Origin of the sequence: Streptomyces sp. NPDC000345 (assembly GCF_042898825.1) — a bacterium.
In the GTDB taxonomy this organism is placed as follows: domain Bacteria; phylum Actinomycetota; class Actinomycetes; order Streptomycetales; family Streptomycetaceae; genus Streptomyces.
The window spans coordinates 199,293-214,544 of the sequence record NZ_JBIAZE010000001.1 but is presented as its reverse complement, the minus strand read 5'-3'; the positions used below and the strand labels follow the sequence as shown (position 1 = coordinate 214,544).

Annotated in this window: 13 protein-coding genes and 1 riboswitch; of the genes, 7 read left to right on the top strand and 6 right to left on the bottom strand. The window is 71.3% G+C overall.

Annotated elements, in window-relative coordinates:
* The first annotated feature begins 116 nt into the window (after positions 1–116).
* From ACFY30_RS01000 to ACFY30_RS00975, 6 genes are all read left to right on the top strand, one after another.
* Positions 117–1,430 carry an HD-GYP domain-containing protein gene (locus tag ACFY30_RS01000; protein ID WP_390843087.1) on the top strand — a complete coding sequence of 438 codons (1,314 nt, stop codon included), beginning with the start codon at positions 117–119 and terminating at the stop codon, positions 1,428–1,430.
* Between the two features lie 489 nt (positions 1,431–1,919).
* Positions 1,920–3,179 carry an HD-GYP domain-containing protein gene (locus ACFY30_RS00995; protein WP_390843086.1) on the top strand — a complete coding sequence of 420 codons (1,260 nt, stop codon included), beginning with the start codon at positions 1,920–1,922 and terminating at the stop codon, positions 3,177–3,179.
* Positions 3,180–3,284: 105 nt separating this feature from the next.
* Positions 3,285–4,265: a tetratricopeptide repeat protein gene (locus ACFY30_RS00990; RefSeq protein ID WP_390843085.1), complete on the top strand. Its 981-nt coding sequence runs from the start codon at positions 3,285–3,287 to the stop codon at positions 4,263–4,265.
* A gap of 152 nt (positions 4,266–4,417) precedes the next feature.
* Complete coding sequence (gene def, locus ACFY30_RS00985; protein ID WP_390843084.1) at positions 4,418–5,068, top strand: peptide deformylase; 651 nt, start codon at positions 4,418–4,420, stop codon at positions 5,066–5,068.
* 273 nt (positions 5,069–5,341) lie between these two features.
* A complete protein-coding gene (cyc1, locus tag ACFY30_RS00980; protein WP_390843083.1) occupies positions 5,342–6,439 on the top strand; it encodes an epi-isozizaene synthase in 1,098 nt (365 codons plus the stop codon).
* Positions 6,436–7,806 (top strand): cytochrome P450, encoded by a 1,371-nt coding sequence (locus ACFY30_RS00975; RefSeq protein WP_390843082.1) that lies wholly within the window; start codon positions 6,436–6,438, stop codon positions 7,804–7,806. The genes cyc1 and ACFY30_RS00975 overlap by 4 nt, the downstream gene beginning before the upstream one ends.
* Before the next feature lie 34 nt (positions 7,807–7,840).
* Here the strand turns inward: ACFY30_RS00975 and ACFY30_RS00970 are convergent, their stop codons facing one another.
* On the bottom strand, positions 7,841–8,809 hold the full coding sequence (locus tag ACFY30_RS00970) for a helix-turn-helix domain-containing protein (protein WP_390843081.1): 969 nt from the start codon (positions 8,807–8,809) through the stop codon (positions 7,841–7,843).
* Between the two features lie 93 nt (positions 8,810–8,902).
* On the opposite strand from ACFY30_RS00970, the gene ACFY30_RS00965 reads away from it, so the two are divergent.
* Positions 8,903–9,145: a hypothetical protein gene (locus tag ACFY30_RS00965; RefSeq protein ID WP_390843080.1), complete on the top strand. Its 243-nt coding sequence runs from the start codon at positions 8,903–8,905 to the stop codon at positions 9,143–9,145.
* Here the strand turns inward: ACFY30_RS00965 and ACFY30_RS00960 are convergent.
* From ACFY30_RS00960 to ACFY30_RS00940, 5 genes are all read right to left on the bottom strand, one after another.
* Positions 9,058–10,071: a ribonucleotide-diphosphate reductase subunit beta gene (locus ACFY30_RS00960; protein ID WP_390843079.1), complete on the bottom strand. Its 1,014-nt coding sequence runs from the start codon at positions 10,069–10,071 to the stop codon at positions 9,058–9,060. The two genes, ACFY30_RS00965 and ACFY30_RS00960, sit on opposite strands and share 88 nt — an antisense overlap.
* Positions 10,071–12,422 carry a ribonucleoside-diphosphate reductase subunit alpha gene (locus tag ACFY30_RS00955; protein WP_390843078.1) on the bottom strand — a complete coding sequence of 784 codons (2,352 nt, stop codon included), beginning with the start codon at positions 12,420–12,422 and terminating at the stop codon, positions 10,071–10,073. The genes ACFY30_RS00960 and ACFY30_RS00955 overlap by 1 nt, the downstream gene beginning before the upstream one ends.
* 122 nt (positions 12,423–12,544) lie before the next feature.
* Positions 12,545–12,694, bottom strand: a riboswitch (cobalamin riboswitch).
* Between the two features lie 39 nt (positions 12,695–12,733).
* Positions 12,734–13,240 carry a GNAT family N-acetyltransferase gene (locus tag ACFY30_RS00950; RefSeq protein ID WP_390843077.1) on the bottom strand — a complete coding sequence of 169 codons (507 nt, stop codon included), beginning with the start codon at positions 13,238–13,240 and terminating at the stop codon, positions 12,734–12,736.
* A gap of 94 nt (positions 13,241–13,334) precedes the next feature.
* Positions 13,335–14,963 carry a monocarboxylate uptake permease MctP gene (gene mctP, locus ACFY30_RS00945; protein WP_390843076.1) on the bottom strand — a complete coding sequence of 543 codons (1,629 nt, stop codon included), beginning with the start codon at positions 14,961–14,963 and terminating at the stop codon, positions 13,335–13,337.
* On the bottom strand, positions 14,960–15,226 hold the full coding sequence (locus ACFY30_RS00940; protein WP_390843075.1) for a DUF3311 domain-containing protein: 267 nt from the start codon (positions 15,224–15,226) through the stop codon (positions 14,960–14,962). The genes mctP and ACFY30_RS00940 overlap by 4 nt, the downstream gene beginning before the upstream one ends.
* Positions 15,227–15,252 lie beyond the last annotated feature (26 nt).

Sequence of the window (15,252 nt, the reverse complement as noted above, 5' to 3'; positions counted from 1 at the left end):
TTCACTCGAATGTGCTAATCCGCGGGTGATGCGCCCGCGGAGTCCCTTGCGCCCCCCTAGTCTCCGAAAGCCCGGTCCGGTGACGGAGCCCGGACGGGTACGGCTGGGGAGGCGTCATGGAGGGAGTGCCGGCGCGGGCACGCGGTTACGTCGCTGCAGCCGCCCTCGCCGCCCTGCTCTGCCTCTCCCCGCTCCCCACCGCCGCGCGCACACCCTGGTGGGCCGTCGGCCTGCTGGCCGCGCTGTACGCCGGGGGTGAGCAGATCGCCCGGCGCCGCTTCGCCGGGACGTTCTCCCCCGTGCTGCTGGCCGGGGCGTTCCTGCTGCCACCGCCCGCGGCCGCGCTCGTACCGCTCCCCGGGGCCCTGTGCTCGCACGTCGAGCAGGGCCCCTTTCTGCTGCGCCGCGTCTGGCGGGCGGCGCAGTCGTCCCTCGCGGTCTGGGCCGCGGCCCGGGTCCACGGCGCGCTGGACGGGCAGGACGCCGTGGCCGGCTCCGACGTGCCGTACGCGCTGGTGCCGGCGGGCGGGGCGGTGCTCGTCTTCTGCGCGGTGCTCGCCCTCCTGGACGGCGGGATGCTCGCGCTCGCCGAGGGGCTGCCGCCGCTCGCGGCCTCCCGCGGGCTGTTCCTGCGCTCGCTCGCGCCCCTCGCCGTGCACGGGCTCGCCGGGCTGATGATGGCCGTGCTCTGGCGCAGCCCCTACGGGCCGGTCGCCGCAATGCTCGTGCTGTTCCCGATGGCCGTGTCGTGGTGGGTGTTCGCGCAGTACCACCGGGAGCGGGCCGCCCACCGCGCGACGATCCGCGCGCTGGTCCAGGCCGTCGACATCAAGGACGGCTACACGCGCGGCCACAGCGAGCGCGTCGGCCAGGCCTCGATGATGATCGCGCGCGAGCTGGGCATGGACGAGAACCGGGTCGAGGTCATCCGGTTCGCCGGGATCCTGCACGACGTCGGCAAACTCGGCGTGCCCACCCGGCTGCTGCGCAAGGACGGCCCCCTGACCCCCGAGGAACGGCGGGTGATCGAACTGCATCCGGAGTACGGGCACGAGATCACCCGGGGCATCTCCTTCCTCGGCGAGGCCCGCTCCGCGATCCTCCACCACCACGAGCGGATCGACGGCCGCGGCTATCCGTACGGGCTGGTGGGCCATCAGATCCCGGAGCCCGCCCGGGTGGTGGCCGTCGCCGACGCCTTCGACGCGATGACGTCCAACCGCTGCTACAGCAGGGCCCGGCCGGTGCCGGCCGCCCTGGAGGAGCTGGAGCGGTGCGCGGGCACGCACTTCGACCCGCGGATGGTCACGGCCCTCACGAGGGTGATCGGACGAGAGGGCTGGCACCCCCTGGTCACCGCCGAGGAACCCCATCCCCCCACCCTCCCCAAGCCCACCCCGACCTCCGACCGCCCGGGAGCCCGACGATGACGCCGCACCGCCCCGGCCGCCCGGAGACGCCGAGACGCCCCCGGTCCGGACGGATCGTCGGGAGGGCGTGGTGATCCCCCCGGCCCGGGCGGACCGCGGGGAAGGCGCTGCGATGCCCCCGCGCGGTCGGGCCCGCCCGGTGACGGTCCGGCGGCCGCGTCCGCGTGCCGCCCTGGCCGGCAGGGGGTGTCGCGAGGTCGTGGCGCCGTCGCCTCGCCTCTCCGCGGGTGCCGCGGTGCCACCGGACCCTCAGAACTGCCCGAACCCTGCGGACCGCCCGAACCCTGCGGACTGCCCGAACCCTGCGGACGGCTCGGGGCCTGCGGACGGCTCGGGGCCTGCGGACCGCCCGGGCCCTCCGGACGGCTCGGGCCCTGCGGACGGCTCGGGGCCTGCGGACTGCCCGGGCCCTGCGGACTGCCCGGGCCCTCCGGACGGCTCGGGGCCTGCGACGGCCCCGTGTCGTCCCGACCGCCCGGGAGTCGCCCGATGACCCCGTCTCACCCCGTGCTCGCCGTCCGCCGCCCGCTCGCCGCCCGCCCCCTGCACACGGCGGCCGCTGTGCTCGCGGGTGTCTCCCTGCTCGTCACCCTTCGTGCCGGTGTCGAGGAGGGGGCCGTCGCGCTGGCCTTCGGGGGGCTGGTGGCCGTGGGTGAACTGATGAGCCGGCCGGGGTTGCGGGAGGCCGCGCCGCTCGGTGCCGCCGCCGGTCTGTCGTACGCCCTGCTCGGGGAGCACGCCGGGCACCCCGGCCACCACGGGGTCGCCCAGGTCGTCTCGGTGGTGGCCGCCGCCTCGCTGCTCGGCAGCGTGCCGCACGTCGCGCGCGGGCAGGGACCCGTCCTCGACCACCTGGTCCGCCGCGTCCTGGCCGTCGGCTTCGCCGCCGTCTGCTTCCAGCCCCTCTACAACAGAGGGGCGTTCGACCACTGGCGGGGGCCCGTCCACGCCCTCGTCCTGCTCGCCCTGCTCGTCCTGACGGTGCTGTGCGACGCCGTGATCGCCGCCGCGCTGGCCCACTCGCGCACCGGCTGGCCGTTCCCCCCGCTGCTCCGCGACGAGCTGCGCGCGGTGCCCGGCATCGGGTCGGCCGTGTGCGCGACCGGCGCGGTGATGGCGCTCGCGGTCGCCGTCGTGGGGCTCTGGGCGCTGCCCGTGTTCTCGGTGCCGCTGCTGCTCACCCAGCTGTCCCTGCACCGGTACGCCGCCGTCCGCGCCACCAACCGGCAGACCATCGCCTCCCTCGCCCGCGCCACCGAGATCGCCGGGTACACCCCCGCCGGGCACGCCCGCCGGGTCGCCGCCCTCAGCCAGGCCGTGGGACGGGACCTGGGGCTGCCGGAGGCCGAGCTGACCGTCCTGGAGTACGCGGCCCTCATGCACGACATCGGCCAGCTCAGCCTCGTCGACCCGGTCCCGGCCGGGGCCACCGCCGGCCTTCCGGCCGCCGAGCAGCGGCGGATCGCGCTGCTCGGCGGGGCCGTCGTGCGTCAGACCGGGGCGGGCGCCCAGGTCGCCGCGGTCGTCGAGCGGCAGGCCGACCCCTACCCCGAGCAGCCGGTGGCCGCCCGCATAGTCCGGGTGGTGAACGCGTACGACGAGATGGTGCGGGGCGCCGGCCCCGGCGGCCCCCTCACCGCGCTGGAGGAACTGCGCCTCGGCACCGGTGGCGCGTACGCGCCGGAGGTCGTCGAGGCGCTGGCCAGGGTGCTGTCCCGGGACTGTCTGACCCTGCCCAAGGGTGGGTAACCCATGGGTAATGAGCGCCCTTCCAGCCACACGTGGTTGGATGCGAGGGAGAGAGAGTCCGGGGGCACTGGCCAGCCCACTCCACGGAACTGGCAGGCGGGAATCGTGAGGATCTTCGGCAAGGGACGGCACCGGCCCTCCGCCTCCTGGCGGCAGGCCACCGACCGCGCGTTCACGCTGATCGGCGACGGGCGGTACGAGGACGCGGGTGCGCTGCTGACACGTGCCGCCGACCTGGAGCCCTGGCTGTCGGAGTCCTGGTTCAACCTCGCCCTGCTGCACAAGTTCCGGCACGACTGGGAGCAGGCCCGCACGGCCGGTCTGCGGGCCGTCGCCCTGCTCGACCGCGAGACCGGCGCCCCCGACTGGTGGAACGTCGGCATCGCCGCCACCGCCCTGCAGGACTGGCCGCTGGCCCGCCGCGCCTGGCAGGCGTACGGGCTGCACGTGCCGGGCAGCGGTATCGGCTCCGGCGAGCCCGTCGGCATGGAGCTGGGCAGCGCGGCCGTACGGCTGTCGCCCGAGGGGGAGGCCGAGGTCGTCTGGGGGCGCCGGCTGGATCCCGCCCGTATGGAGGTGCTGTCGATCCCGCTGCCGTCGTCCGGGCGGCGCTGGGGCGAGGTCGTACTGCACGACGGGGTTCCGCACGGCGAGCGGACCACGGCCGCCGGGCACTCCTACCCCGTCTTCGACGAGATCGAGCTGTGGGCCCCGTCGCCCGTGCCCACCTGGGTGGTCCTGCTGGAGGCGGCGACCGAGGCCGACCGGGACGCGCTGGAGCAGCTGGCCGGGGACGCGGGCTTCGCGGCGGAGGACTGGTCCTCGTCGGTGCGGCTGCTGTGCCGGATGTGCTCGGAGTCGCGGATGCCGTCCGACGAGGGCGACGGCGAGCATCTGGATCCGCACGACCACAGCGAGCCGGGGCATCCGGGGCCGCTCGGCCACCGGACCGACGGACAGCTGTGGGTGCCGGAGCGGGAGTGCGGGGTGGCCGCGCCGGCTTCTCTGGTGCGCGGGCTGCTGGACGGATGGGTGGCCGACAGCCCGGACTCCAGGGACTGGCGGGATCTGGAAGAGGTGTGCTGAGGCCGCTGCCCGGCCGCGGGCCTGGCGTGGCCGGCCGCGTCCCCGCGACGGAGCCGCACGCCGCGACCGTCCGCGCCCCCGACGGGGCGCCCCCACGTACCCTGTATCGAGCATTCACCCCCCTGTTTTTCTGAGGAAGGCATACGTCGGTCATGGCGCAGCAGGACACCGATCAGCAGCACGCGGGCGTGCTCCCCGTGGACGACGAGGGCTTCGTCATCGACACCGAGGAGACGGAGGAGCGGGAGCAGGCGTACCGCGAGCGCGGCACCTCGCGGCCGATCACGGTCGTCGGGAACCCGGTGCTCCACAAGGAGTGCAAGGACGTCACCGAGTTCGACGACGAGCTGCTGAAGCTGGTGGACGACATGTTCGCCAGCCAGCGCACCGCCGAGGGCGTGGGCCTGGCCGCCAACCAGATCGGCGTCGACCTGAAGGTCTTCGTCTACGACTGCCCCGACGACGAGGGCGCCCGGCATGTCGGCGTCGTCTGCAACCCCAAGCTCGTCGAACTGCCCGCCGACAAGCGCCGGCTGGACGACAGCAACGAGGGCTGCCTCTCGGTGCCCACCGCCTACGCCCCGCTCGCCCGCCCCGACTACGCCGAGGTGACCGGGCAGGACGAGAAGGGCAACCCGATCAAGGTGCGCGGCACCGGGTACTTCGCTCGGTGTTTGCAGCACGAGACCGACCACCTGTACGGGTACCTCTACATCGACCGGCTCTCCAAGCGCGAACGCAAGGACGCCCTGCGGCAAATGGCCGAGAACGAACCCCGCTACCCCGTGGTCGCCAACGACTGAACCACGCCACCGTACGGACGACGCCTGGCCGGGAGCCCTCCCGGCCAGGCGTCGTTCGTATGTCCGACGGACGTTCGATCGCTTTTGCGCATCCGCTGATCCATAACCAGTCACGCCAGAGTGGATTCTCGGCGTGTTGAGGCAGCGGATGAAGCAAATGCGTTCCCAGAACGGTCAGTTGTAGTGCTGAATGGGAGTGCGGGGATACGCAACGGCGCACGCCCGGCACGACGGGAGGGGTGTGCGCCCACTGGCGGCTGAGAGGGGTAGTTCGTGCCAGCTTTCCCATACAGCACCACATGCAGCACCACGGCGACGGTGGCCGCGCCCGCGGTACCGCCCTCGCTCTCTCTTCCGGTCATCGAGGCGTCCTTTCCCCGGCAACTGCATCCGTATTGGCCCCGGTTGCAGGAGAACACACGCTCCTGGCTGCGGGAAAAACGTCTGATGCCGGCGGACAAGGTCACCGAATATGCCGACGGCCTGTGCTACACCGATCTGATGGCCGGCTACTACCTCGGCGCCTCCGACGAGGTCCTGCAGGCCATCGCCGACTACAGCGCGTGGTTCTTCGTCTGGGACGACCGGCACGACCGTGACGTCGTGCACGGACGCGCGTCGGCCTGGCGTCGGCTCAGGTTCCGGTTGCACGCCGCCCTGGACGACCCGGCGGCCCACCTGCTCCACCCGGATCCGCTGGTGGCCGGGCTCGCGGACAGCGCGGGCCGGCTGCTCGCCTTCCTGCCCGGCACCTGGAACACGCGGTTCGCCCGCCACTTCCACACCGTGATCGAGGCGTACGACCGGGAGTTCCGCAATCGCGCCGAAGGCCGGATTCCCGGGGTCGAGGACTATCTCGCACTGCGCCGGCTCACCTTTGCGCACTGGATCTGGACCGACCTCCTGGAACTCAGTGCGGGCCGTGAACTCCCGGACAGTGTGCGGAAACACCCTTCTTTTCGGCGGGCGGCCCTGCTCAGTCAGGAATTCGCCGCCTGGTACAACGACCTCTGCTCGCTCCCGAAGGAAATAGCGGGCGACGAGGTGCACAATCTCGGAATCAGTCTCATCACCCATGAGGGGCTGACCCTGGAAGAGGCAGTGGAAGAAGTCCGGCGGCGCGTCGAGGAATGCATCTCCGGATTCCTCGCCGTCGAACAGGACGTCTTACGGCTCGCCGACCGGCTCGACGACGGGACGGTTCACGGAAAAGAACTCGGCGCCGCCGTACGGTCCTGCCTCGCGAACATGCGGAACTGGTTCAGTTCCGTCTACTGGTTCCACCACGAGTCGGGCCGGTACATGGTCGACAGCTGGGACGACCGGTCCACGCCCCCGTACGTCAACAACGAAGCGGCAGGTGAGAAATGACCGTCGAGTCGGTGAAGCCCGCGACCCCCGGGACATCCGGACTGCGTGAGCCACCCCTGGCCGGTGGCGGGGTACCGCTCCTCGGCCACGGCTGGAAGCTGGCCCGAGATCCGCTGGCCTTCCTGGCCCAGCTGCGCGGACACGGCGACGTGGTCCGCCTCCAGCTCGGCCCCAAGACGGTGTACGCCGTCACCGCGCCCGAGCTCACCGGGGCGCTCGCCCTCAGCCCCGACTACATCATCGCCGGACCCCTCTGGGAATCCCTGGAGAGCCTGCTCGGCAAGGAGGGCGTGGCCACCGCCAACGGCTCGCTCCACCGCCGTCAGCGCCGCACCATCCAGCCCGCGTTCCGGCTCGACGCCATCCCGGCGTACGGGCCGATCATGGAGGAGGAGGCGCACGCGCTCGTCGAGCGCTGGGGACGCGGCGAGGTCCTCGACGTCACGGCCGAGTCCTTCCGGGTGTCCGTGCGCGTCTCCGCCCGCTGTCTGATGCGCGGCAGCTACATGGACGCCCGTGCCGAACGCATCACCTCCGCGCTCGCCACCCTGTTCGCCGGTATGTACCAACGTATGGTGGTCCCGCTCGGACCGCTTTATCGGGTACCGGTTCCGGCCAACCGCGAATTCAACCGGGCACTGGCCGATCTGCACCGGCTCGTCGACGAGATCGTGGCCGACCGCCGGGCATCCGGTCAAAAGCCGGACGATTTGCTGACGGCTTTGCTGGAGGCGAAGGACGAGAATGGCGACCCGATCGGGGAACAGGAGATCCACGATCAGGTCATCGCGATACTCACCCCGGGCAGTGAAACCGTCGGCTCGTTGGTCATGTCGCTGCTCCTCGTCCTCACGGAGCACCCGGAGCAGGTGGACAAGATCCGCGAAGAGGTGAAAAACGTTGTCGGTGACCGGCCGGTCGCTTTCGACGACGTCCGAAAGCTGCGGCACACCGCCAATGTCGTCATCGAGACCATGCGGCTGCACCCGGCCGTATGGATATTGACCCGGCGCGCGGTGGCCGAGACCGAGCTCGGCGGATACCGCATTCCCGCCGGAGCGGACATCGTCTACAGCCCGTACGCGGTCCAGCGCGATCCGCGGTCCTACGAGCGGAACGAGGAGTTCGATCCCGACCGCTGGCTGCCCGGCCGTTCCGAGGCGGTGCCCAGGTTCGCGATGGCGCCGTTCGGCGTCGGCAACCGGAAGTGCCCGAGCGACCACTTCTCGATGGCCGAGCTCACCCTGATCGCCGCGGTGGTGGCGAACGCGTTCCGCTTCGAGCAGGTACCCGGCTCCGACGCCCGGACGCGCATCGGCATCACGCTCCGCCCGCGACGGCTGATGCTGCGGGCGCTGCCCGGGTGAGCGGGACCCGGGGCCCGAGGAGGGGCGCCCGCCGTCAGGCGGCCTCCTGCGGGCCCCGGAAGGTCCGCCGGTAGGCGTTCGGAGTGGTCCCCAGGGACCGCACGAACTGGTGGCGCAGGGCGCCGGCCGTGCCGAAGCCGGTGCGCCAGGCGATCGCGTCCATCGTCTCGTCCGTGGCTTCCAGCAGGTGCTGGGCCAGCAGCACCCGCTGGCGCAGCAGCCACCGGTAGGGGGTGGTGCCCGTCTCCTGCTGGAAGCGGCGGGCGAAGGTGCGCGGCGCCATGTGGGCGCGGGCCGCCAGCTGCTCGACCGTGACCTCCTGGTCGAGGTGCCCCTCCATCCAGGCCAGGACCGCACCGACCGTGTCGCACGACGACCGGGGCAGCGGCCGCTCGATGAACTGCGCCTGGCCGCCGTCCCGGTGCGGCGGTACGACCATCCGGCGGGCGATCCGGTTCGCGACCTCGGGCCCCTGTTCCTTGCGGACGAGGTGGAGGCAGGCGTCGATCCCGGCGGCCGTGCCGGCGGAGGTGATCACCGGATCCTCGTCGACGTAGAGGACGTCCGGTTCGACCCGTGTACGGGGGTGGCGGCGGGCCAGTACGTCCGCGTGCCGCCAGTGCGCGGCGCAGCGCCGCCCGTCGAGCAGCCCGGCGGCGCCCAGCACGAAGACGCCCGAGCAGACGCTGAGCACTCGGGCGCCCCGGTCCACGGCCCGGCGCAGCGCGGCGAGCAGCTCGGGCGGGAACGTGCGGTCGATGGTGGAGTCCGAGGCCGGTACGGCGATCAGGTCCGCCTCCTCCAGCCGGTCGAGGCCGTACGGCGTGGAGACGGTGAGCCCGCCGACATGGGTGCCCAGCACCGGACCCTCCGCCGAGACCACGGCGAAGTCGTACACCGGGAGCCCCTCGTCGCTGCGGTCGAGGCCGAACACCTCGCACACGACGCCCAGTTCGAAGGGATGCACGCCGTCCAGCAGGACGACGGCCACGTTCTTCAGCATGCTGCCAGTGTGCACCAGTGGTGGCAGGAATTTGAAGGTGTGCGGCAGTCCTGCCACTCCCGGTAAGGAGTGTCGGGCGGGACAGTGGTGTCCATGAACACGAACCAGATCGAAGGCCTCATCGGAATGCTCATGGTCCTCGGGATCCTCGTCCTCCTGGTCCTCCCGTCCGCGTTCGGCGTCGTGCGCGACCGGCGCGCCGACCGGCGGATCAGGGAGGCCCAGGAGGCCCGGGGAGAGCGGGAGGGTCAGAAGTCCTCGTCGAGGTCGACCGTGCCCTCCACCGCGACCTGGTACGCCGACGGACGCCGCTCGAAGAAGTTGGTCAGCTCCTGAACGCCCTGCAGCTCCATGAAGGAGAAGGGGTTCTCCGAGCCGTACACCGGGGCGAAGCCGAGGCGGGTGAGCCGCTGGTCCGCGACGCACTCCAGGTACTGCCGCATCGACTCGGTGTTCATGCCCGGCAGGCCGTCGCCGCACAGATCGCGCGCGAACTGCAGCTCGGCCTCGACGGCCTCCCGGAGCATGTCCGTGACCTGCTGCCGCAGCTGCTCGTCGAACAGGTCCGGCTCCTCCTTGCGGACGGTGTCGACCACGTCGAACGCGAAGCTCATGTGCATGGTCTCGTCACGGAACACCCAGTTGGTGCCGGTGGCGAGACCGTGCAGCAGGCCCCGGCTGCGGAACCAGTAGACGTACGCGAAGGCGCCGTAGAAGAACAGGCCCTCGATGCACGCGGCGAAGCAGATCAGGTTGAGCAGGAAGCGGCGGCGGTCGGCCTGCGACTCGAGCCGCTCCAGCTTCTCCACCTCGTTGATCCACTTGAAGCAGAACCCGGCCTTCTCGCGGATGGAGGGGATGTTCTCCACCGCGTCGAAGGCGGCCGCGCGGTCGTCCGGGTCGGGCAGGTACGTGTCCAGCAGCGTCAGATAGAACTGGACGTGCACGGCCTCCTCGAACAGCTGGCGCGACAGGTACAGGCGCGCCTCCGGGGAGTTGATGTGCTTGTACAGCGTCAGCACCAGGTTGTTCGCCACGATCGAGTCGCCGGTCGCGAAGAACGCGACGAGCCGGCCGATCAGATGCTGCTCCTCCGGCGTCAGCCTGGCGAGGTCGGCGACGTCCGAGTGGAGGTCGACCTCCTCCACGGTCCAGGTGTTCTTGATGGCGTCCCGGTAGCGCTCGTAGAAGTCCGGGTAGCGCATCGGACGGAGAGTCAGCTCGAAGCCGGGGTCGAGGAGGTTCTGGTTACGGGCGGACATCACTGGCAGGCCTCGCAGGACTCGGGGTTCTCAAGGGAGCAGGCGACGGCGTCTTCGGGGGCCGGCTGCTGCACGGGGACGGCGGCCTGGGCCGCGCGGGCGATACGGGTCGCCGGGCGCGAGCGCAGGTAGTACGTCGTCTTCAGGCCCGACTTCCAGGCGTACGCGTACATCGAGGAGAGCTTGCCGATGGTCGGCGTCTCCAGGAACAGGTTCAGGGACTGCGCCTGGTCCAGGTACGGGGTGCGGGCGGCGGCCATGTCGATCAGGCCGCGCTGCGGGATCTCCCACGCCGTCCGGTACAGGGCCCGTACGTCGGCCGGGATCCACGCGAAGTCCTGCACGGAGCCGCCCGACTCGCGCAGCGCCTCCCGGGTGCGGGCGTCCCAGACGCCGAGCTCCTTGAGGTCCCGCACCAGGTACGAGTTGACCTGGAGGAACTCACCCGACAGCGTCTCGCGCTTGAACAGGTTGGACACCTGCGGCTCGATGCACTCGTACACACCGGCGATCGAGGCGATGGTGGCCGTCGGCGCGATGGCGAGGAGCAGCGAGTTGCGCAGACCGGTCGTCGCGATCCGCTCGCGCAGCGCCGCCCAGCGCTCCGGCCAGGTGAACTCGACGCCGTAGTGGTCCGGGTGCAGCACACCCCGGGCGGTACGGGTCTGCTCCCAGGCCGGCAGCGGGCCGTTGCGCTCGGCCAGGTCGGCGGAGGCCTCGTACGCGGCGAGCATGACGCGCTCGGCGATCCGCGTGGACAGCAGGCGGGCCTCGGGGGAGTCGAAGGGCAGCCGCAGCTTGAAGAAGACGTCCTGCAGACCCATCGCGCCCAGGCCCACCGGACGCCACTTGGCGTTCGACCGGCCCGCCTGCTCGGTCGGGTAGAAGTTGATGTCGACGACCCGGTCGAGGAAGGTGACGGCGGTGCGGACGGTGGCGTCCAGGCGCTCCCAGTCGATGTCCCCGTCGGCCACGAAGGCCCCGAGGTTCACCGAACCCAGGTTGCACACCGCGGTCTCGCCGTCGTTCGTGACCTCCAGGATCTCCGTGCAGAGGTTGGAGGAGTGGATCACCTGGCCCGGCTCGGCCGTCTGGTTGGCGGTGCGGTTGGCCGCGTCCTTGAAGGTCATCCAGCCGTTGCCGGTCTGCGCGAGGGTCCGCATCATCCGGCCGTACAGATCACGGGCCGCGATGGTCCTCTTGGCGAGCCCCGCCGCCTCCGCCCCGCGGTACGCGGCGTCGAACTCCTCGCCCCACAGGTCGACCAGCTCGGGCACGTCGGAGGGGGAGAACAGCGACCACTGCTCGTCGGCGTTGACCCGGCGCATGAACTCGTCCGGGATCCAGTGCGCGAGGTTCAGGTTGTGGGTACGGCGGGCGTCCTCACCGGTGTTGTCGCGCAGCTCCAGGAACTCCTCGATGTCGGAGTGCCAGGTCTCCAGGTAGACCGCGGCCGCGCCCTTGCGCCGGCCGCCCTGGTTCACGGCGGCGACGGAGGCGTCCAGGGTCTTCAGGAACGGGACGATGCCGTTGGAGTGCCCGTTGGTGCCGCGGATCAGCGAACCGCGGCTGCGGATCCGGGAGTACGACAGCCCGATGCCGCCGGCGTGCTTGGAGAGCCGGGCCACCTGGTGGTAGCGGTCGTAGATCGAGTCCAGCTCGTCCAGCGGGGAGTCGAGGAGGTAGCAGGACGACATCTGGGGGTGCCGGGTGCCGGAGTTGAAGAGGGTGGGGGAGGACGGCAGGTAGTCGAGGCGGCTCATGAGCCCGTAGAGCGCCGCGACCTCGTCCAGGGCGCGGGTGGTGTCGTCCTCGGCGAGACCGCAGGCCACCCGCAGCAGGAAGTGCTGGGGCGTCTCGACGACCTTGCGGGTGTGCGGGTGCCGCAGCAGGTAGCGGCTGTGCAGGGTGCGGAGCCCGAAGTAGCCGAAGCGGTCGTCGGCGGCCGGGTCGGTCAGCGCGTCCAGCCGGGCCGCGTGCAGCCGGACGAAGTCGGCGGTGCGGTCGGCGATGAGGCCCTCGCGGTGACCGACGGCGACGGACCCGGTGAACGAGGTGACGCCCTGGGAGGCGGCCTCCGTGGCGATGCTGATCGTCAGCAGCCGGGCGGCCAGCCGGGAGTAGGCGGGGTCCTCGGAGATCAGGCCGGCGGCCGCCTCCGTGGCCAGCTCGCGCAGCTCCGTCTCGTCCGCCCCGGCGGACCGGCCGCGCAGCGCGGCGGCGGCGACCCGGCCGGGGTCGGCGTCGGGGAGGTCGGCGGTCAGCTCGGTCAGGGTCCGCAGCAGCGCGGCACCGGGACCGTCGGTTTCCGGCAGGACGGCTGAGACCGGATCGGCTGGCGCGATGGTCACGTGGGGCTCTCCCTCGCTCGGCAGGGGGCCTGGCGCGGAGCAGGGGGCAGCACACGAGCGCACGCAGCGTCGCGCCCACCGGCCCACTCCACGAGGCCCGGACGTCAAGGCACCCGAGCCGGACGGCCGGGTGCGCTGCCGACAGGTCCTCGGACTGGACAGGCGTGCGGACACGGGTGGGTACACACGCAAGTACACCGTTGCGGGACAGTTCCGGATTCGCACCGGATTCCCCTGCGGCGACAGCGAGCATGAGCATACATCTTGTGCTCACCCGTCACGCCACCCCCAGATGTTGTGTCGGGGTGGTTTCAGAGTGTCAACTTGTAGGTGAGGAGAGTGATGTCGTCCAGGTGCGGCACGGGATTCCAGTCCCGCTCCGGTGTGCGGACGAAGCCGAGGCGCTCGTAGAGGCGGTGGGCGGCGTGCATGGCGCGCTGGGTCGACAGGACGACGGCGGTGCGGCCCTCCATGGCCCGGGCGCGGTCGACACAGCTCCGCACGAGGGCCTCACCGGCGCCCCGGCCCCGTGCCTCGCGCGCGACGGCGAGCGCCCTGATCTCCGTCTCGCCGGGACGGGCGATGTCGGCGACGGGACCGGGGCCGGGGACGAAGGTGACTCCGCCGAGGAGCCGGTCGCCCTCCACGGCCACGAGGACCTCGGCGGCGGCCGCGCGCCCGGCCACGTCCTTCAGCACGGGCAGGTACTCGTCGCCCTCTCCGTAGTCGAGCAGGCCGTCTTCGAGGTAGGCACGGGCCGTCATCTCGCCGAGGGCGGCGTACTCGGCGGGTTCCGCTTGCCTGATCCGGATGTCCATGGCGCGCAGTGTGCCCCATGCACACGACGGCGGGCCGCCGGATTTCCCGGCGGTCCGCCACGGTCCTGCCCAGGCCCTGGTGTGACGACAGGGCCTAGTGGGACGCTCCGGCGGTCGCCGGCGGCAGCTCCACCTGTACCCCCGGGTCCCCGGCGTCCGCCGTGTAGTCCTGCGGCCTGGTCTCGTCGATGCCCTCGGGAGCCTTCACGGCCTTGAGGGCGAAGGTCAGGACCACGGTCACGACGACATTGAGGACGAACGCGGTGAGACCGATGTAGCCGATCTCGCCGATGCCCGGGATCTCCTTCGCCGAGCCGCCGAAGTGCTTCTGGGTGGGGGAGGCGACGCCGTACGCGGCGACCGTGCCGTAGACCATGCCGACCGCCCAGCCCGCGAGCAGCGCCCAGCGGTGGAACCAGCGGGTGAACAGGCCACCGACCAGGGCCGGGAAGGTCTGCAGGATCCAGATGCCGCCCAGCAGTTGGAAGTTGATGGCGACCGTCTTGTCCATGGTCAGGACGAAGACCAGGGCACCCACCTTCACCAGCAGGGACACCAGCTTGGAGACCCTGGTCTCCTGCGCGGGCGTGGCGTCCGGCTTGATGAAGTCCTTGTAGATGTTGCGGGTGAACAGGTTCGCGGCCGCGATCGACATGATGGCCGCCGGCACGAGGGCGCCGATGCCGATCGCCGCGAACGCCACACCCGCGAACCACGCCGGGAACATGTTCTCGAACAGCTGGGGGATGGCCAGCTGTCCGTTGGTGACCTTGACCCCGGCGGCGATCGCCATGAAGCCCAGCAGTGCCAGCAGGCCCAGCATCAGCGAGTACAGCGGCAGGATCGTGGTGTTGCGGCGGATCACCTCACGGCTCTTGGAGGAGAGGGTCGCGGTGATGGAGTGCGGGTACATGAACAGCGCGAGCGCGGAGCCGAGGGCCAGGGTGGCGTAGGTCCACTGGCCGGGTTCGGCCGGGGCCAGCGCGCCGCGCGGCTTGCCCGTGGCCGGGTTGGTCTGGCCGAACGCCTCGCCCGCCTTGGCGAAGATGTCGTCGAAGCCGCCCAGCTTGATCGGGATGTAGATGATCGCCACCGCGATGACGATGTAGATCAGCGTGTCCTTCACGAACGCGATCAGCGCGGGGGCCCGCAGACCGGACGAGTAGGTGTACGCGGCCAGCACGCCGAACGCGATCAGCAGCGGCAGGTCCTTGACGAACCAGTTCGTGTTCTCGCCGCCGCCGACGCCCATCACGTCGAGCACCGCCTGGATGCCCACGAGTTGCAGCGCGATGTAGGGCATCGTCGCCAGGATGCCGGTCAGCGCCACCGCCAGCGACAGGCCCTTGGAGCCCCAGCGGCCGCGCACGAAGTCCGAGGTCGTCACGTACCCGTGCTTGTGCGAGACCGACCACAGGCGGGGCAGGAACGTGAAGATCAGCGGGTACACGAGGATCGTGTAGGGCACCGCGAAGAAGCCCGCCGCGCCCGCCGCGTAGATCGCCGCCGGCACGGCGACGAAGGTGTACGCCGTGTAGAGGTCGCCGCCCAGCAGGAACCAGGTGACCCAGGTGCCGAACGACCGGCCGCCCAGTCCCCATTCGTCGAGACTGTGCTCGTTCTCGGCCTTGCGCCAGCGCGCGGCCAGGAAGCCCATGGCCGTCACGGCCAGGAAGAAGAAGATGAAGACGGCGAGTGCCACGCCGTTCACGCCGTCCTTCACTTCTGCGCACCCCCGGCCGGGGCCTTGCGGGCGCGCTGGTCACGCTGCCACAGCTTGTACGCGACCATCGTGAGCGCGGTGGAGATCAGCACCCACAGCATCTGGTACCAGTAGAAGAAGGGGATCCCGATGAACGCCGGATCCACCTTCGCGTAGGAACCCACCCACAGCATCGCCACGAACGGCGCGAGCAGGCAGAGGCCGATGACGACGCGCACAGGCGTCACCACCGGCCCTCTCGTCACTTCCGGGGTGTCTGACATCGGCGGCTCCGTCCCCTAACTGATCA